This is a genomic window from Acinetobacter shaoyimingii (assembly GCF_011578045.1).
Classification (GTDB): domain Bacteria; phylum Pseudomonadota; class Gammaproteobacteria; order Pseudomonadales; family Moraxellaceae; genus Acinetobacter; species Acinetobacter shaoyimingii.
In genome coordinates this window covers 2,069,225-2,089,106 of record NZ_CP049801.1, presented here as the reverse complement: position 1 = coordinate 2,089,106, position 19,882 = coordinate 2,069,225, and the positions used below count along the sequence as shown (strand labels likewise).

Genomic DNA, 19,882 nt, shown 5'->3' with positions numbered 1-19,882 from the left:
ATGTTTAGCCCGATTATTATTGTGAATTTTTGAATAAATACATCGAATGCATCAATGTGGAATCTAGCGCTTGTTGGTGTTTCAACCATGCCTTGTGTTTTAGGTATAAACAACGTGTTTTAGGTATAAACAAAGTGTTTTAGGTATAAACAACACAAATAAGACATGAATTGATAACAAGGGTTATTCCCTTGTCGAGATGACCTCAAATTATATCGATTTATATAGATTGATATTTCAAAGGATGGATTGGGGTGGCATTAGATGTTGTTGAACAATATCTTGAATATATTGGAGCAGTTGTTTGAGTACCCTGGGTTCAGTAAAATAAAAATGATTTCCTGATAGTATTTGGCAACCTAACCACGCGGTCGTATGTTTTTGCCATGCCTCCATCATGATGGCATTCGGTATATCTGGATCGTCCTTTCCATAAAATGCCATTAAGGGTATCGAAGTTTGCTTAACCTTTTCGGCAATCAGCTGATCACTTAAAGCAAAATCATGACGAATGACCTTGAGACAAAACTGTAACAGTGATGGATTATTTAAGACCTGATCAGGTAAGTAATTGTACTTGCGTATTTCCTGTAAAATATCTTGATCATTCAGCAGATGCTTTTGAGTCAGATGTTGAGCATAATCATGTTCAGGTCGGCTACTGATCATTATGAGTTTGAGTTGTTGTAGCATGGGGTGATGCTGAAGCTTTTCCAGAATTTTCCAGATTAGACCACCGCCTAGACTGTGTCCAAACAGAATAAAGGGCGTATCTGAATAGGCCAACATCTCATTCATAAGGTGTTCTGCAAGTAAATCAACATGATTGATGAAGGGTTGAGAAAGTTTTGTACCGTGACCGGGATATTCCAGCGGAATAATATTGATGTCATCCGAAACTTGTTTTTTCCATGGAAAATAAATATTTGCGTTACATCCTGCAGGAGGAAGGCAAAACATATTAAAGCATGTATCTTGCATAGCATCGTTCTCCATTCTTATGAGGAATAATGTACTGAGCCTGACCTATTGAAAAATGCTGAATCAGTGATTCACATTTATGAGCGCCCAAATGCGCATTTCCAATTTGGTTAATCACTATCGAGATCAACTAGCCCTTACAAAATGGATAATCATTCAATGTAAGGACTGGTGACTTCGATCTATATTTAAGAAGTTGTGATTTAGGAATGCAGGTATTATTTAACCGCCCATAAAGAGCCTGCCGTCGCAGCTTGTTTTCGGTCTTTCGCCTGTTGATAGAAACGTAGAAAGGCGAGGGCAAATAACAAGGCAACAATGTCTAAAGTACTTAAATATGCATGATATGAGCCCAAACCTAAGTCGGGAAAAATAACCGCAATCGCAGATGTTATAGGCATCGCAAATAACAGGATACTAATACTGAGTAATAGTTGTGGAAGCGCTTTGGCATAGCCCGTAATAAAGGTGTAAATGATGCTCAAGAAAAAAAGACCATAATAACTGTTCATAAACAGGTGATTGGCACTTTGAACTGACCACAATGCCAAAACCCATCGTCCAATGACGAGTGCGCCGATAATCCCGATAATGCAACCTAAGCAAGTTCCAATGGTGAGATTGGCCATGAACACCACATCTTTGCGCTGAGTCGGAATCGGATCTTGGGGACGTTTTTGTTTTCGTGCACGTGTTTCAATCCACAAGATATTGCCTGAATAAAAGAGGAATGCTCCACCTAGTCCTAAGATTAGATAAATCCAGCGAACAGGATTGCCACCATAACTACCAAAATGCAGGCTAAACATTGCATTGATGGCGGTTTCACCAGCACCAGCTTGGGTGTGGATGCCACTATGATTATAACGATCAACCTCATATGGGTTCATACGCATAAAGTCATTGCTCGCACCACGTAGCATTTGTTCACCACTATACAGTGCAATACGCGCATTGGCTTTTTCAGGATTTTCTAAGTCACTGAATTCAATATAATCTATTGTATACTCTGGTGAAACTTCTTTAACTTTATGTAGAATTTTTTCAATGCTTAGCTGCGAGGGACTTGTTTCAATCATGCGCTCTGCCACAGGAGGTTTAGGTCTGCTGGCATTATTTAAAGCAAGATGGTTAATCGAGTCGTAAAACAAATCATGGAAAGCAAATACGATGACTGTAATACTGATGATAATGTGAAAGGGTAAACTGGTAATGCCTACAACATTATGTGTATCTAACCAGAAGCGTTTTTTATTTTTACCAGGACGGATGGCAAAATAGTCTTTCACCAATGTCGGGAGCAAGATAAATAGACCCGACATAATGGCAAGAAAATACAGCACAGACACAACGCCCATGACATAGACACCCAAACCTTCATGTCCAATAATGCCTGGTATACCAGCGGTTTCATGGAGTTGCTCGATGAGCCAGCCTGCTTTTGACAAATTTTCCTGCCGTGTCACAAGCTCGCCATTTTCATCCAATGATGCTAGCCATGAGGTCTGATCGCGGTTGAACCCTCTGCCACGTTTTTCTTTCCAACTCAGAGGCGCATAATAAAACTCATTGTCTTGAAAACTTAAGCTGAAAGATTGTTGAGTTTCAGGAAATTGCTGTTGCACTTTATCAATAAGTTGCTGATATTGATCTGGTTGAATCTTATTCAGGACTTGCTGCTGTGGTGTGGCCCATTTGCTGAATTGATATTGGAACATACTCAATCCACCAGCAAAAAAACAGATAAACAATAAGATACCTGATGTAATACCCACCCATGTATGCATACTTTTCGAAAGCTTCATTACATCTGAACGTACTTTCATGCTGATTGCCCCCGAAAACTGAATAACAATACATAAGCGATGACATTCGCCACCACAAAGATGTATAAAGCGGTTTTACCTTTAGGAATAAAATATGTGGCGAAAAATATCGTCATCCACAGCCATGGAATGGTCCACATGCCAAACTGTCTAATCAGGCTAAGTTCAAGGTAATCTTTGCCGAAAAGCACGAGTAAATTTGCAATAGCAACTGAGAAACTGAGCCCTAAAACACCACCAGCGATGGTCTTACTGATCCAGTCTGGTTGAATATGATTTTTGATTTGCTTTGCCATTACTGAATACTCCGCTTAAAAAGGGGAATAAATGGAAAGAATGACCAAATACAGATCATCAATACCAACCATAGGAATACAGCAGTCACTTTTGACATGCATAAAAGTAGTAAAACCAAGCCCATGAGCAAGCTGGAAATTGCCAAAATTCTAAAAAAAGATGGCAAAGGTTGTTTCAGTAAATACTGATTTGGATGACTAAAATAGAACAGCACTGCGCCCAAAGTAGTCAGGAAGATACCCAAGATATTCATGTTATAAGCGTATTATTCAATTTCGTTGTATAGTATATAGAATTGATAATCATTATCAAATGTATATAATAATTATTTACTATTAATTATATGAATAACGACACATAATCCTGTACACAGGCTGTTTGCGCAAGAAAAAGTGATTTTTGGGTTTGTTTAAGGAGTGAAAGAGCGTGCAATCATGACGACGAACAGGTTAATTTTTGATCCGATATTCATTGATACGATAGGTCATTATGCAGAAGAAATTTTACTTGATCCTTCATTTATCACTTACCAAATTGATTTAGAAAGTTTAAATACTTTAAGTCTTAACTTTGATGAACATCATCCAACCTATTTAAGACAGGCCTGTAAAAAAAGAATCATTGAATTCTGTAGTGCAAGATTGCTGGCACAGATGATGTTAAGACGTCATTTCAAAGTTACGACTTCGATTACGTCATTGACTGAGAAGCTGCCACAGTGGCCATTAGGAATTAAAGGTTCAATCAGCCATTCCCAAAATAAAGTGGTTGTAGTTGTTTCAACTCAAGTACATGATTTAGGAATAGATATTGAGCATTGGGTAGATCAAGATTTTGCAGAGCAAAGTGTACATTTAATTCTAAATCAGACGGAAATACTGCTTTGGGAATTACAAGCTGGCGCAAAATTAAACTTTGTTCAATTTCTGACTTTAAGTTTTTCTATAAAAGAGAGTTTGTATAAAGCTGTCTATGAAAAAGTGCAGCAATATATTGATTTTTTGGAAGTTCATATCACTGAGATAGACTGTTTAAAGCAAAAAATAACACTAAAATTTGACCCTGTTTTACAAAAGAAATTTTATTTAAAGCACGAGTACCAAGGGTTTTGGCGAAGTGAAGAAGACTATGTTTTGACATGGATTACAGATATCTAAGCAGAAAGATGATACTCAACGATAAATACTCAAAGCGATCTTGGTGTGAACGCTTTGAGTATCGATTGACAATGATTAAGGACTGTCTTGTAAGCTAGGATCATTTAATGGCGCTTGGCGAATACTTTTGAGCTGAATTAGACAGACTAAGCCTAATACTAGACTCACAGCTCCCATATAAAGGATCGCCGTCGAGATAGGTATAACGCGTGTTAATAAACCAATCCCTGTGGTTGCAATAGAGTCTGATGATGCATCTTGGGCTAACCAAATGGCATTTATTCTGCCCAGATAATCATCCGGTGTATGACCTTGTACAATGCTATATTGCAATAAGTTGGCAATAGACATCAAATAACCAAAGACAATCAATAACATACAACAGAGATAGAACCAGGGAACTAGTCCAATCAAGATAATACAACTAAATACCCCTAGGCACAGGTAGAGCATGATCTTACCCGGATGTTGTAAATGAATGGCCCATTTACTTAACAGTGCCCCTAATGTTGCGCCCAGAGGTACTGCTGAATACATCAATCCCAATTCAAAAGCGCCACCCAGAAATTGCTTTTCTACCATTTCAGGGAAAAAGATACGAATGGCACTGCTAAATCCAAGTAATGTGCCAATCAAAATCGTACTACCAACAATTTTATGTTGAAATACAAACTTAAAGCCCTTTATTAACTGCTGTATAGGCGATTCTTGATCACGGGTATGTTGAGGTTTTAGCGCAGGTAGACCCAATAAAGTGATGACGGTAAGTAATGTGCCTATCGCAGCAATCCAGTAGACACTCGAAATATCCCCAAAGGCAATCAATATACCTCCAATGGCGGGCGATATAACCGTCGCTAAACGCACAGACAACATGCTAATGGCACGTGCTTGTGTGACATTTTCGCGTCCTACAATCATGGGCATAATGGCCATCATGGCCGTTACCCCCAAAGCACCAAAAAAACCGTCCCATGCCGCTAAAATGTAGATCAGGGATAAGGAGGCTTCAGAGAGCATGGCATTGATGGCCAAAGCAATAAAACCAAGCCCACACAGGCTACGTGCGAGCAGGATTAACTTTTTTCTGTCATAACGATCCGATAGTACACCGCCACACAATAAGCCAATAAACATGGCAATCCCTTCGAGGGCAACAGCCATAGCAATATCAAATGAACTGCCCGACATATCGTAGATTTGCTTGGGAATTGCAACCACCAGCATACCAATCGTGAGTAGTGATAATGTCCGAGCAATAAATACATTGCGAAAATTAGCGTTGGTTTTCAGCAAGCTGAAATCTGTGAGCAGAGAAGCAAGTTTCATTACACTTGCTCCACGTTTAACATCTCATTTTTTATATGTTGATTTAAAATTGGACCTAAATGGACTAATTTTTCAGGTGACAAAATATTGGTATGATCAACATGCTCTAAATAGGTAATTTCGAGTTCATTGACCAAAGGTGTCCATTGTGCTTGAGGTTGTATATAAGGAAGCAGGTCCTTACATGCGACATATAAATGCATTTTGCCATTAAATTTCTGCATCTTGTATGGCTTGAGCAGACGTACGGCATCATTATAATTCGCAAAAATATCTTCTTGAATTTTTACTGCCTGTTGATGAAAGTCACTATCAGCATCTGCCATTAAGTCTGCAAAAAACTGCATCTGTTCCGCTTCAGCATTTTTTTCTTCCACGGATTCTTCTTGCCACTGATGAATTTCAGCTGGATAAGTATCTAGTAATCCTAAATAATCAACCTCATAACCCAACTCTTGTAGTCTGACAGCAATTGCATATGCAATTGTTCCTCCAAGAGAATAGCCGAGTAATCGGAATGGACCTTGTGGCTGTTGTAGAAACAATAGGGCAATTTGTTTTTCAATCAATTCATCCATGCTTTTACATTTTGCTAATAAACCGTTTGGACGTGATGATTGAAAACCAATAATTGGAATTTCAGGATCTAGATAACGGTTTAATACCGTATATTGCCAAGCGGAGCCAGAACCCGGATAGAAACAAAACAATGGCGTACTTGAACCTGAACGAATAGGTAAGATGTCCTGCATTCCTGTCTTTTCAACTTCAGCCAAATGCTCTTTAGACAAGAGTAAAGCCGCAATTCTCTCAATGCTGGCATTGACCATGAGTTCGCCAATGGAAATAGTTTGATGGAACGCTTTTTTGATTTCTATCGCTAGACGCATGACCAGTATTGAATGACCGCCTATTGCAAAAAAGTCTTCATCAATTGCAATGGGTGAATCGATGTTGAGTAACTTTTGGAAAATTTCGCAAACATGATGTTCGAGTTCACTGCTAGCAAAACGCTGTGATTTGGTTTGATCTTTTCGATCTGGTTTCGGTAGGGCTTTACGGTCTAGTTTTCCGTTATGACTCAGTGGAAATTTTTCTAAGCAGATAAACTCAGCTGGACACATGTATTCAGGCAAGCTCTGTTTTAACTTCTTCTTCAGTACTGCGATATCAATTTGTTCATGGGTCTGCAAATAAGCGACGAGCTGTATATCTGTATCGCTATTTGGATTACTTTGAGTTGTTTTATTTCCCGTTGCATCATTTTTCGTTTCATGATCGCTTGATGCATTGCCACTCAAAGACACTGGCTGGACAACAACATTGGAGATACCGCTAAATTGACGAATCTGCTGTTCAATTTCACCCAGTTCAATACGTTGACCACGAATTTTCAGCTGATCATCTGTACGTCCAATATACTGAATACTGCCATCTAAATTGTAGCGTGCAATATCACCCGTTCTATACATGCGTTGCCCAAGCTGGAATGGGTTGGCCACAAAACGTGTTGCGGATAATTCTGATCGGTTTAAATAACCCATCGCCAATTGCGACCCAGCGATATACAGTTCACCTTCAACACCCATTGGAACAGGGCGTAAATATTGATCAAGTATATATAACTCGGTATTCCAAACTGGATAGCCAATCGGAATACTATGCGGATATTTGGCAATCTGCTCCTGAGTGACTTCCATCGAGCTAACATCGACGGCTGCTTCCGTTGGACCATACAAATTATGCAATTCGCAGTTAAATTGAGTTTTGAAACGTTTCGCAACGGCCGTAGTTAAAGCCTCACCACTACAGAATACACGTTTCAGTTGTAAAGCTTGGATTTGATTTTCTGATAAAACCTCACTTACGGCAGTTTCAAATACACTGAGCATGGAAGGAACAAAATGCAATGTCGTAATGCCATGATGCTGAATTAAATCTAGGAGCATGATTGGATCTTTATGTGCATCGACGGGCGCAATAACCAGTTGTGCACCTGTCAAATAGGACCAGAAAAATTCCCAGACTGATACATCGAAAGTACAAGGGGTTTTCTGCAAAATACGATCTTTGACGGTTAATGGATATTGCGCTTGCATCCACAAAATCCGATTTACAATGGCTTGATGAGACACCAATACACCTTTGGGTTGTCCTGTTGTTCCAGACGTATAGATCATATAAGCCGGATGTGATGGACTGATCGCAGGTGCTGTTGAAACTTGTAAATGCTGTAAAGCTAAGATTTCATCGAAGTCGTAACGCTTGATACTGGTCTCTTCAAGCAATCCTGAAGCAGTGATTAAAAGACGTGGCTGTGCATCTTCTAACATATATTGAATACGAGAGATTGGATGCTGTAAATCGATAGGCAAATACGCAGCACCAGTCTCAATGATTGCCAAAATCGCAATGCTGAGTCGTGCAGAACGGGGCAGAGCAATGGCAACAAGATCACCAGATTGAACACCTAAAGATTGCAATTTTTGACTTAAAGTGAAAACCTGTTGCTCAACGTCAGCAAAGTTGTACTCATTGTCATTTTCAATGAGTGCAATTTGATGGGTATGCTGTTGCATGGCATCACGTAGCAATTGTTGTAGTGTAGTCCTAGGTACAGGATGTGAAGTCGAATTGATTTTTTGGATTAATAATTGTTCGGTTTTATCCTGCAAAGGATAATGAGATAGCATTTTCTCTGGTGACTGTAATGAAATTTCAATCATCTGAACCATACGTGCCAAGAATTGTTCTGGCGCCGTTATCACCCCACGTTGTTCCAATAACAACTCAACCGATTCATCAGGAATCACCAGCAATGTTAATGGATAGTGGCTGTAACCACGGTTCAGCAATTGTTGAATCCGTGCTTCGCCGAATTGTTGCTGTAAATAACCATGATCAGGATAATTCTCAACCACCAATAGTGTGTCAAATAAAGGACCCATACCCAAATGCTGTTGAATAGCACTGAGTCCCACGCCATCGTGTTCCAAATGTTGGCTATGTAGATTTTGAAGTTCTGCCAATTGTTGCCATAGACTGAGATGCATGTTGAGCTGAACACGCACAGGAATGGTGTTTAGAAATAAACCAATCTGTTGTTCCAATCCAGAAATAGCAGCGGTACGCCCAGAAACTGGTGTTCCGAAAATAAGATCATCTCGATGTGCATACATGTGCAAGGTCATTGCCCAGATCATTTGCATATAGACATTTAAGGTGATGCCAGATTGACGCAAACGCTGTTGTAAGGACTTTGATGTTTCAGGACTCAATTGAATGCTATGTTCTTGCACCGCCTGTTTTTCATAGCCATCAAATAGAATCAGTGCTTGAGCATCGGCAAGATCACGTTGCCAGACCTCTAGATCAACTTGCTGGTCACGACCAGCCAATTGTTCAATCACAGACTGATAACTATATTGCAATACAGGTAGCTCAGTTTCTGGATCTTGGTATGCCTCAATGAGATCTTGCATAAAGAGCGGGGTTGACCAGCCATCAGTTAATAAGTGATGCACAAGCAGGAGTAATTCATATTGATCAGGCTGATGTTGAAGCAAAGCGGCTTGAATCAAACCATTTTCCTGATCAATATGCATCGGCACGTTCAGAAGTTCTTGTATTTTGGCTTCAAGATGTTGTGCTTCACATGGAATATATTGTAAAGGCCAAGCTTGTTGTGGCTGCGTTGCATAAACAAAAATAGGTTCTTCACTAGTCTGGTGATCAAACCAGCCTGACAGCTGAGGATGCTTTTCAAGAACACGGTTAAGCGCCAGCTGAAGACGTGAAAAATTAACATCGCCTTTTAGACTGATCTGGGTAAATGCATGGTAATTTGCATGTTGTTCAGCCTGTGTATGAAATAACATGCCTTTTTGTAAGGGCAGTAAAGGTAAAGCGTAATAGTGTTGACCGTAGTTCAAGCGTACATGCTGTTGTAATTCATCATCCACAATTTGGCGGGACACAGCAGGCGATAGAGTTTCAAGCTGTTTGAGCTGCGTAGCAATTGCCGCGATGGTTTTCAATTGAAATACATCACTCGGTTTTAAAAGATAACCATGTTGACGTAATTGTGTGCACAACATAATCGCTGAAATACTGTCACCACCTGTCATAAAGAAATCATCATCGATACCCATGTGATCCAATTTCAGAATCTCGGCAGAGATCTTACATAACAACTGTTGTTGAGGCGTCTGTGCCTGACGGCTACCAGTACGGATTTGGGGGCGTGGGAGTGCTTTTTTATCTACCTTACCACTGACATTACGAGGAAATTGATCGAGCACAGTTAAAGCGGATGGAACCATATATTCAGGAATTTTTTGGCGTAATATGCTGAGGTAATATTCACTGAGCATTTCCGCTTTTTCTTCATCCCACTGCAGATTTTTCACAACACAATAGCCAAGCAGACGGTGACTGTTATTGATGGGTTCAGCAATCACTACAACACTTTCAATATCTGGTAAAACTGAAAGTGCATTTTCGACTTCACCAATTTCAACACGATAACCACGGATTTTGATCTGGTCATCACATCGACCCATAAATTCAAGCTTACCGTCATAATTCCAACGTACCAGATCTCCAGTTCGGTACATACGCTCACCAGATTGAAATGGATTGGCAACAAAGCGTGTTGCACTTAAATCGGCACGTCCTAGATAACCATTGGCAATACCATATCCAGAAATGTAAAGCTCACCAATAACGCCAATAGGACACCGTTTTAAATGTCGATCCAGCACATAAGCGTGTGTATTTCCAATTGGATTGGCAATTACGGGACGTTCAGTCAACTTGAGTTCTGCGCGGAAGGTATCGACCGTATATTCAGTTGGTCCATATAGATTATGGGCGAACAGGTTAGGTTGTGCATTGAGTTGTTGCCATAAAGCAAGAGGCGCAGCCTCACCTCCAATAAGAATTAGACTGGGATGATGCTTGCCTGCTTCAAATAAACCATTGGTCATCATTTGTGCGCAGAATGATGGTGGTAAATCTAAGGTATCAATGTGACGTTTTTGGATTTCTTGTACCAATCCCCATGCGTCACGGCGCATATTCTCATCAAAAATATGTAGTTCTTGTCCCCAAATCATCCAGAACACTTGTAGCCAAGAAGAATCAAAAGAAAATGAATGTGTATGTGCAGCGCGTAAAGGACGATGTGGGTAACGTTGCTGCACGGCCTGAAGCACTGGCCAGTAAATGGTATGCTGATGGGATAATATGAGATTCAATAATGAGCCATGGGTATTCATGACCCCTTTGGGACGACCCGTACTGCCCGACGTAAAGATCACGTATGCAACATCTTTAAATCCAAATTGACGTTCAGAGGCTGGAATCTCAGCGGTACTCTGAGCAGCTATATCAGCAATGGTCTGAGTGTCATCCAGATATACCTTTTTTAGCGTGGAAGGAAGTTGTGTGGCAATATCCTGAGTGGTCAAAACAAATAGGGGGTGGGCATCCTCACACATCATTTGCATACGATCGATCGGATAATCTAAATCCAGAGGCAAGAAGCTGGCACCTGAATTCAATACCGATAACATCACAACAATCGACTCGGCAGAGCGTGGAATGGCTGCTGCGATGACTGTATTTTTCCCAGCTCCATGCAGTTTTAAATAATGCGTGAATTGATTAATTTTTAATGCTAATTCTGAAAAAGTGAGTTGATCAGGGGCATCAATATTGCCACTGACTAAAGCTACACGATCAGGATGTTGATGGACCTGCTCGTAGAAAATATCGAGAATATTATTGTATTTTTCGACATGTTGAATGTCAGGACCAGTACCATTTTGGAGCAGTAAAGTCTGTTCATTCGCTGAGGTGATATTGACCTGAAGACATGGCTGTTCAGGCTGAGCTAAAATTGATTGCAACAATAAACTGATTCGTTCGCCATGCATCGCCAGCTCATCAGCTTGATAACGGATTGCATCGGCACGTAATTCAATAATCAGTTCCTGATTTTGTAAAATAAACGAAAATTCAAAATCATCTATTGGTCCTGTTGAAATATGATGGGTATATAAAGGCTGGTTCTCAATGGTCAGGTCTTGATCAAAACCCTTGTAGTTAAGAATTGGACCGTAGATACGTTCATGGATATCGACAGCTTTAAGATCACGAAGGATCTGCTCAGCATCATATTTTTGATGTGGGCGGATGATATTGAGCTGTGCTTTAATATGCTGCGCTAGACTAATCCATGAATCTTGTTCATTGACTTTAAATTCAACGGGCAAAACATTGACGGTCGGTAGAGGAGAGCGAAGCGCTTTTGATCCCAAACGACGCATAAATGGCACACCAACGACGAGAGTATTTTTATCGGTCATTTGGTTGAGATAAAGTAATGCCAAGGACATCATCAAATCAGGCAAAGCAACTTTATGGTTTTTTGCAAGCGACTGAATATTTTTTAAAATTCCAGTGCTGATACGCAACTGATGTTTAATAAATCGCGCCGTCGTTTTGGGTGCGCTATGATGGATACTTAAGGTGACGGGTGTAGCGAGATTGTTGCAGTAGTCTTTCCAGAACAATTGATCTTGCAGAAATTGTTCGCTCTGTTCATAGTCAAGTCTTTCCTGAATGACCTCATCTATCGCAATATACGGAGAAGCATCAACATTCTCATTTTGAGACAACTTTTGATATAACTCGACAATACGCTTGGTTAATTGAATAAAGCTATAGCCGTCCAACATGATGTGGTGGTAACGCTGATACCAATAAAGTTTGTCTTGAGTGATAAAAATGACTTGTCGATATAGACGTTTTCCTTGAGTTTTAAGCGATTTGGCCTGATTACGGTCGGTCGCCATCCAGTCCCAAACCCTTTGTTTGGCTTTTTCAGTAGAAAGATGTGAAAAATCCAGCATCTCGATATCAATTTGAACATTTGTGGATGTCTTGAAATAAGCCTGTTCAGGTTCTTTTGAATAGGCTGCTGTAATGGTCTGTGCTTCAGTGATACCTCGTTGAATAGCTTGTTTAAAAATATTGAGCTGAATTGAATTGGGCAGTTCAATACAATGAGCTATGGCATATAAATCTTCAGTTTCATTTAAATGATCGGCTAGGAAAATACCCTGTTGAGTAGATAAGAGCGGATACTGCACAGAGGCTGATTCATCAGGTTTCAGAGCATAGTTGGATGGATGATTCATCGTTATTCTCCTACATTCATTTGAAAGGGATTAATGGATGTCCAGTATTTTTCTACGTATTCAATGCATGCTTTTCTTGAATCTGGACCAAATTGAATATCCCATCCCTCTGGAGTCGGATGTTGGGTTGGCCATAAGCTATATTCACCTTGTTGATTTTGGAGTACATGAAAACTCAAATTTTCGTTATCAAATGGATTGATATAACTTTCTTGTAAGTTGCACATTTTCAAGGTCCTTTGTTAAAGCTCAGTTGTTTTTGAGAGTAATTTCTCTAGTGTTGTCAATAGGTCAGCCTGCCAGTGAATGGGATCATGGCCGCCGTAAAATAGATGATGAGAGGAACTTAATTGGTGACTGCTTAGGAGCTGATGTAAGTCTTCGCTGTGTTGTTTCATATCGGTTTCACAATGTCCCGCACTGATATGAATTTTTGTCTGAATATTCAAGAGTGGCTGTGATTTGTCTTGCAGCAAGGTATCCATTAAATGCAAAAAAGAATTAGACTTGAGCGGATGAAATTGACTATTGGAAAAATCAGACCACCAATAGGAGCCTGATTGGCTAATCACATGATCAAATTGATTTGGATAGAGTAGGCAGCAATAAACTGCACATAGCCCTCCCATGCTTTGCCCACAGAGCATCGTTTCGTCAAAACTTAAATATTGAAAATGCTGATGAATCAGTGGAATAAGTTCTTGTACCAAAGCATGGCAAAACAGATCGTGACAACCATAGTGCAGAGCACGCGTTTCAGTAGTACAGGCAATAAATACGACAAGACAATTATGGATTGATCCCTGTTGATGGGATTCGATCATCTTTTTTTGAAAAAGCTGTAGTTGCGACCAGAGATTGCCATCTAAACACAAGATCAACTTTGCTGTGGATGCTTCACTGACTTTGTCCTCTGCTATAGACAGCCATTCAACAGCTATTTGGTTATGCAACAATGAACTGTGCCAATTCATTGTTTTTATACTGTGTAAAGGTGCAGTAGAGTCATCTATAGCATGGCTGTGAATTTGATTAATAAAGCGTGCGATTTGCCCGCTGTATGCTGGATAAGGATTTAAGGGGTCCTTTTGGGCAAATTGCTGAAGTTGCGCAATCCACCATTGCCGTCTAATTGAGGCAGCTGTCACAGCGGGAGGTTGCTCTGCTGTTTCTATAATCACATAACTGCCAAACCAATCTTTAGGTAATTCAATAGTATAGGTACAAATATCTGTGCCCTCAATTTCATCCAAGATATTCCACTGTTCATAAATAGAGGGAGACTGAGAATAAATATCGATCAGCACATACCTCACTTCAGCACTGGTTTTTTGCCAGACAAAGGTACAGACAGACTTTCCATTCCGTATGGTAATAAGCGGATTTCCAAACTGTAGAATCTGTTCCCACCATGCCGGACTTCCTCTGTCACTGCATTGCAACAGTGGATGAATAGGCTCATTGTTATCCATAAAGTCTGACTTATTGGTATAGCAAAATTTAAGTCACACTAACAAAATGATTCTTATTCGTAAATGAAAATGATTATCAGTAAATTTAATTAAAAAACTGCCTTTTTCACGAAATAAATAGAATTCAAAAACTTAGCTTTAAAAATTGATTATTTAATAAACAGATTGTGCTGAATTAAGACAAACTAAAAAATACTGCTATTGATAATAATGATAATTATTTGCAATTATGTTTTAGACGCTTGAATAATACTGGATCTAAACATGCAACAAACAATCATCGTGACAGGGGCTGCACAAGGCATGGGGGCTGCTATCACCCATAAATTGCTGATTCAGGGCTACCATGTGCTTGCCATTGATCAGCAGCCAGATCCGCAACAATGGGAATTATGGCAACGGATTGATGCTAATCATGCACATGCTGTAGAGACGATTGTTCAGGACATATCAGATTTTCAAAATACGCAGAAATTAATTGAAAAGTGCATGAAGCGCAATGAAGTGATTGGCTTGGTCAATGTGGCAGGTATTCTTATCATGACTTCATTATTGGACGCCAAACTTCAAGATTGGCAACACAGTTGGGCCGTCAACGTTCAAGGTCCCATTCTGATCAGTCAGTTGGTAGCCAAACATTTTGTTCAAAAAGGCAAAGGAAGTATCGTGACCGTGAGCTCGAACAGTGCGCGAATGCCTAGAACACAGTTGGGACTTTATGCGACAACAAAGGCTGCACTGAGTCATTTTTGTCGGAACTTAGGACTCGAAGTTGCACCCTATAATGTGCGCGTCAATATCGTATCTCCAGGGTCTACACTGACCCAAATGCAAAAACAGCTTTGGACAGATGATCAACCTCCAGCCAGTGTACTTGAAGGCGATCTCGCCCAATTCCGTACTGGAATTCCACTTAAAAAACTCGCCGAACCAGAAGATATTGCAGAAGCTGTATATTTTCTACTTTCTGATCAAGCCTCACAAATCACCATGCAAGAACTGGTGATTGATGGTGGTGCCACCTTGGGTGTCTAGGTTAAAGCCGATAAAAATATCAGGAAATCAAATATGTCAGTACAAATTCCATATTTAATACATAAAGAAAATTATACAGAAATGTATATCGCATTGGCTGAAGAAGTATTCCAATGTGATCGTGAATCTGGATTCATTTTTACAACCCCCGAGTATGTTTTAAAAGGGGAAAATAAAATTAAAGATGTAGCGACACAGGATTGTAAAAGTATTGCTGAAGCATTAAATATTGCGAAAATGCAGTTGAATCAAGCGCTAAACGATGGACATAAAGAAGCCATTTTAATGGGTGGAATTCCCTTTGGGCATGTGAACGATCTACAATTGATGTTGATGGATCAAAGCAACATTTATCAAAATGTTTTATACCTGCACCCAGACTATAAGCTTCCTCAGCTCAAAGGTGGCGACACACGATATGTACCAAGCCCAGAGGAATTTCAACAACAGGTTCATGCGGTTATTCAAGATCTCAAAAATACAGCATTAAATAAAGTCGTACTGGCACGAAGTTTAGAGTTAAATTTTGCGGAAAATATTGATATTTCGCAGTTATTTTATAACTTAGCTAAATATAACCAACATGGCTATAACTATGCTGTAGCTACACATGCGTCACAAAATGGCTGGTTTGTGGGAGCAAGTCCTGAACAACTCATTGCGAAACAAGGCCGGAAAATCCGTAGTCGACCAGTTGCAGGAACTATCCCTCGTATTGACGATCCACAGCAGGATCAGCTCATGGCACAGCAATTATTAAAATCAGAAAAAGATCATTATGAGCATGCTTTAGTGATTGAAATGATAGGCGATATTTTATCTCCATTATGCTCTTCGTTGACGATTCCCAAAATTCCGACTTTGATTAGCACCAAACGGCTTTGGCATTTAGCCAGCTTTATAGAAGGCGAGTTGAAACAGGATATGCATGTCCTTGATCTGTTGGAAAAATTACATCCAACACCTGCCATTTGTGGACAGCCGACCTCACTTGCACGTGAAAAAATTTCCACAGTAGAACGTTTTAATCGCGAATTATTTGCAGGGACCATGGGTTGGGCCAATGCGCAAGGAGATGGCGAGTGGTCTGTCACTGTACGTTGCGCGCGGGTTCAGGCAGCAACAGCTCGTCTATTTGCAGGTGCAGGCATTGTATCTTCCTCAAATCCCAATGCTGAACGTTTAGAAACTGCTGCAAAATTCAGAACTGTACTTGATGGCTTCGGTCTATCGGCTGACCAAATTTAAGCAAAGGAAATAAAATGCAAAGTCATTATTTAGCAGGTGCTGTTCCATATCCTGAAGAATTTGCTCGTTTGTATCGGGAGAAAGGTTATTGGATTGGACAGAATCTGAGTGATTTTTTACAGGAATGTGCAGAAAAATATCCCCATCATATTGCTATTTATTGTGAAGATCAGCAGATCTCTTATAAGACATTTAACCTGCTGGTCAGTGATTGTGCTGAAAATCTGTATCAATTAGGCTTGCGATCTGGTGATAAAGCCATTGTACAGTTACCGAATCATCATGCTTTTTACATCATATTTTTTGCTTTGATTCGATTGGGTGCATTACCCGTCATGTCCTTACCAGCACATCGTTTTTCAGAACTCAATAGTTTTGTGGAGCAAACGCAAGCCAAAGCTTATTTCTGTGCAGATGTCGGTGCGCAAAAATTTGATTATCGAGAATTAGCTCGAAAGCTGAAGAGCATGCATCATGCTTTGGAACATGTTTTTGTACTTGGTGAGTCGCAGGAGTTTCACGCTGTAGCGGCATTATTAGAAACCCCAGAACTGTTCCAACCATCTCAATATAGCGCAAGCTCGCCAGAACAAGTGGCTTTTTTACAGCTGTCTGGCGGTAGTACTGGTATACCTAAACTGATTCCAAGAACCCATGATGACTATTTATATAGTGTTCGTGAAAGTAGCAAAATTTGCTGTTTAGATGAAACATCAAAGCTGTTAATGGTTTTGCCTGCTGCACATAACTTTTCGATGAGTTCTGCAGGAGCATTGGGCATTTTCTATAGCGGTGGGGCAGTTGTATTGGGTACTGATCCTAGTCCAGCGCAAGCCTTTGAACTCATCCGAAAACATCAGGTCACGGACGTGTGTCTCGTCCCAGCTTTGGTACGTCCATGGATGGATAAAGCAGCCAAAGATAAAGATGATATTTTATCAAGCTTAAGATGCTTACAAGTGGGCGGAGCACGCTTAGCAGATGTGGTTGCCTTACGCTTAATTGATGAATTCCAAGTGAAACTACAGCAAGTTTTTGGCATGGCAGAAGGTTTGGTCAATTACACCCGTTTTGACATGACCAAAGAGCAGATTGTTCATACACAAGGGCGAAAACTCTGCATAGATGATGAAATACTGATTGTAAATGATGAGGATCAGCCTGTACCACAAGGAGACGTCGGTCATCTGTTGACGCGGGGACCATATACGATTCGTGGTTACTATAATGCTCCAGAGCATAATCTACGTTCTTTCACTACAGATGGTTTTTATCGAACTGGAGATTTAGTCCGGCTTCGAGAAGATGGCTGTATTGTGGTTGAAGGACGTGCAAAAGATCAAATTAATCGTGGCGGTGAAAAAATTGCCACTGAAGAAGTGGAACAAGCCCTCATTACCCATCCTCAAGTCAAACTTGTCGCCTTGGTCGCCATGCCTGATGAGGTATTGGGGGAAAAGAGCTGTGCATTTGTTTTATGGCAATCTCAGCCTGATGATCCAAGTGAGTTTAGACGCGGATTAATTTTAAAACAGTATATCCAAAATGTTGGTTTGGCGACTTACAAAATACCAGATCGAATCGAGTTTCTTGATCACTTCCCATATACCGCTTTTGGCAAAATTGATAAAAAATCATTGGTCAAAAAATTTGAAATTCAACAGGTCAGTTAAACGGATTAAAAAATGAGTATTCCTAAAATTGCGTCATACCCGATGCCACGATATGACAGCTATCCTTTAAATAAAACCTGCTGGAGCTTAAATCCCGAAAAATCAGTTTTATTGGTGCATGACATGCAGCAATATTTTCTGGATTTTTATGACACTCAAGCTGCACCGATTCCAACATTAATTGAGCATAGTAGACAGTTAATCCAAACTGCGAGGAAGCTTGGAATACCTATCGTTTATACGGCTCAATCTGGCGATCAAACGCCAGAACATCGTCAACTGTTAACTGATTTTTGGGGTAAAGGTTTAAAAGCAGATCCTGAAATGACCAAAATTCATGATGAGCTGAAGCCTGATTCTGAAGATATTGTGCTGGAAAAATGGCGCTACAGTGCGTTTAAATTTTCAAATTTAGAAGAGCGAATGACATCGTGGAAACGCAATCAACTGGTTATATGTGGTGTGTATGCACATATTGGTTGTTTGATGAGTGCTGCAGAAGCCTTTATGTTAAATATTCAGCCTTTTATGGCCGCTGATGCTTTGGCAGATTTTAGTTTAGATGAGCATGAAATGGCGTTGAAATATTCCAGCACACGTTGTGCTCAAGTCATGTCTACCGATCAAATTATTCAACAGTGGGTAAAGCATAAATGAAAGACTTAACTGAACAACAGTATCTACTCTCGAAGGATTCTATTATTCAATTGGTGAGTGCTGAGCTGGAAATTCCTGCTGAAGACATTCAAATGGATGATGATTTATTATTGTTGGGTCTAGACTCTGTTCGCTTAATGACTCTGGTGGGAATTTGGCAAGAACAAGGGAGCAATGTGAGCTTTGAAGGATTGGCAGAAGAACCAAATTTGCAGGCATGGATTGAAAAGATTTTAAATTAGGGGATATTGATATTTAAAAGATGATGTCGCCGCTCGCTGCATCTTGCGCAGCAAACAAAGCATACTTTGTTTTGCTCAGGGTTATGGCTAAGACTACCCTAAATGTCGTTCTGAACCAGAAAGGGAATACTTCACAACTGGGTAAGCTATAACCCAGTTGTTATTTATTTTTAAGCTTCAAAGTTCAAATGTAAGGACGTTCAGTCATGTTGCAGTATTTGTTGTCCTTAGTTGTTTTATCGCTCAATGACCTAGGTGAATAGTGTTTTAGCCATAGCTATATGCAAACTTTATCCAAAAAGCCCAATCAAATAACACAATGATTCATTGGAATAAGAATTTAAAAAGTACAACATTGGATAAATTTAGATACAAAGGAATAGGTTGGATTAAATTCATTTTTAATTTTTTTTTGCAAATTTCGCATATTCAATCGTTCTATACACCATCATAGCATTGCATTTGTGACAATAGATTAAAACAACTATTAAATTTCTATTTGATAATTTAATGCTAATTTTTAAAATGATTTAGATTTGTTTTTTTAATAATATAAAATCAATCATGGTTAATTTATATTATGTGGTCTGGTGCTCATTACTTAATTAAAGTGATAAATTTTATTGTTTGTATTTTTTTGGCTTTAAAAAATTAAAATTTATTTAAAAAATGTATTTTTAGAATAAATTCTATTTTTTATAGAATATAAAATTTAAATAAACCGAATCCTGCTTAAGGAATTGCAATCCTCAATCTTAAG

General features: G+C 39.6%; 14 protein-coding genes. 6 read left to right on the top strand and 8 right to left on the bottom strand.

Annotated elements, in window-relative coordinates:
- Window positions 1-237: 237 nt before the first annotated feature.
- The 4 genes from G8E00_RS09330 to G8E00_RS09315 all read right to left on the bottom strand — a co-directional run bounded on the left by G8E00_RS09330 (window position 238) and on the right by G8E00_RS09315 (window position 3,357).
- Complete coding sequence (locus G8E00_RS09330) at window positions 238-981, bottom strand: thioesterase II family protein (RefSeq protein ID WP_196781982.1); 744 nt, start codon at window positions 979-981, stop codon at window positions 238-240.
- 218 nt (window positions 982-1,199) lie between these two features.
- Window positions 1,200-2,807 (bottom strand): PepSY-associated TM helix domain-containing protein, encoded by a 1,608-nt coding sequence (locus tag G8E00_RS09325; protein ID WP_166223990.1) that lies wholly within the window; start codon window positions 2,805-2,807, stop codon window positions 1,200-1,202.
- A complete protein-coding gene (locus tag G8E00_RS09320) occupies window positions 2,804-3,103 on the bottom strand; it encodes a hypothetical protein (RefSeq protein WP_166223986.1) in 300 nt (99 codons plus the stop codon). Before G8E00_RS09320 ends, G8E00_RS09325 begins: the two co-directional genes overlap by 4 nt.
- Entirely contained in the window at window positions 3,103-3,357 is a 255-nt protein-coding gene (locus tag G8E00_RS09315) for a hypothetical protein (RefSeq protein WP_166223982.1), read from the bottom strand. Before G8E00_RS09315 ends, G8E00_RS09320 begins: the two co-directional genes overlap by 1 nt.
- Before the next feature lie 163 nt (window positions 3,358-3,520).
- On the opposite strand from G8E00_RS09315, the gene G8E00_RS09310 reads away from it, so the two are divergent.
- Entirely contained in the window at window positions 3,521-4,261 is a 741-nt protein-coding gene (locus tag G8E00_RS09310; RefSeq protein ID WP_166223979.1) for a 4'-phosphopantetheinyl transferase family protein, read from the top strand.
- 75 nt (window positions 4,262-4,336) lie between these two features.
- Here G8E00_RS09310 and entS read toward each other — a convergent pair whose 3' ends face one another.
- Genes entS through G8E00_RS09290 form a run of 4 tightly spaced genes read right to left on the bottom strand, consistent with a single transcriptional unit; the run spans window position 4,337 to window position 14,267 of the window.
- Window positions 4,337-5,590 carry an enterobactin transporter EntS gene (gene entS, locus G8E00_RS09305; RefSeq protein WP_166223976.1) on the bottom strand — a complete coding sequence of 418 codons (1,254 nt, stop codon included), beginning with the start codon at window positions 5,588-5,590 and terminating at the stop codon, window positions 4,337-4,339.
- A complete protein-coding gene (locus G8E00_RS09300; protein ID WP_166223973.1) occupies window positions 5,590-12,795 on the bottom strand; it encodes a non-ribosomal peptide synthetase in 7,206 nt (2,401 codons plus the stop codon). The genes entS and G8E00_RS09300 overlap by 1 nt, the downstream gene beginning before the upstream one ends.
- Window positions 12,796-12,797: 2 nt before the next feature.
- Entirely contained in the window at window positions 12,798-13,022 is a 225-nt protein-coding gene (locus tag G8E00_RS09295; protein ID WP_166223970.1) for an MbtH family protein, read from the bottom strand.
- A gap of 15 nt (window positions 13,023-13,037) precedes the next feature.
- Window positions 13,038-14,267, bottom strand: coding sequence for an alpha/beta hydrolase-fold protein (locus G8E00_RS09290; RefSeq protein ID WP_166223965.1), 1,230 nt, complete (start codon window positions 14,265-14,267; stop codon window positions 13,038-13,040).
- A 264-nt stretch (window positions 14,268-14,531) separates the two neighbouring features.
- On the opposite strand from G8E00_RS09290, the gene G8E00_RS09285 reads away from it, so the two are divergent.
- Genes G8E00_RS09285 through G8E00_RS16410 form a run of 5 tightly spaced genes read left to right on the top strand, consistent with a single transcriptional unit; the run spans window position 14,532 to window position 19,122 of the window.
- Window positions 14,532-15,302, top strand: a complete 771-nt coding sequence (locus G8E00_RS09285) for an SDR family oxidoreductase (protein WP_166223962.1) — start codon at window positions 14,532-14,534, stop codon at window positions 15,300-15,302.
- Window positions 15,303-15,335: 33 nt separating this feature from the next.
- Window positions 15,336-16,550, top strand: coding sequence for an isochorismate synthase (locus tag G8E00_RS09280; RefSeq protein ID WP_166223959.1), 1,215 nt, complete (start codon window positions 15,336-15,338; stop codon window positions 16,548-16,550).
- A 14-nt stretch (window positions 16,551-16,564) separates the two neighbouring features.
- Window positions 16,565-18,223: a (2,3-dihydroxybenzoyl)adenylate synthase gene (locus G8E00_RS09275; RefSeq protein WP_166223956.1), complete on the top strand. Its 1,659-nt coding sequence runs from the start codon at window positions 16,565-16,567 to the stop codon at window positions 18,221-18,223.
- A 12-nt stretch (window positions 18,224-18,235) separates the two neighbouring features.
- Window positions 18,236-18,880, top strand: coding sequence for an isochorismatase family protein (locus tag G8E00_RS09270; protein WP_166223953.1), 645 nt, complete (start codon window positions 18,236-18,238; stop codon window positions 18,878-18,880).
- Window positions 18,877-19,122, top strand: a complete 246-nt coding sequence (locus tag G8E00_RS16410) for a phosphopantetheine-binding protein (protein WP_166223949.1) — start codon at window positions 18,877-18,879, stop codon at window positions 19,120-19,122. The genes G8E00_RS09270 and G8E00_RS16410 overlap by 4 nt, the downstream gene beginning before the upstream one ends.
- Window positions 19,123-19,882 lie beyond the last annotated feature (760 nt).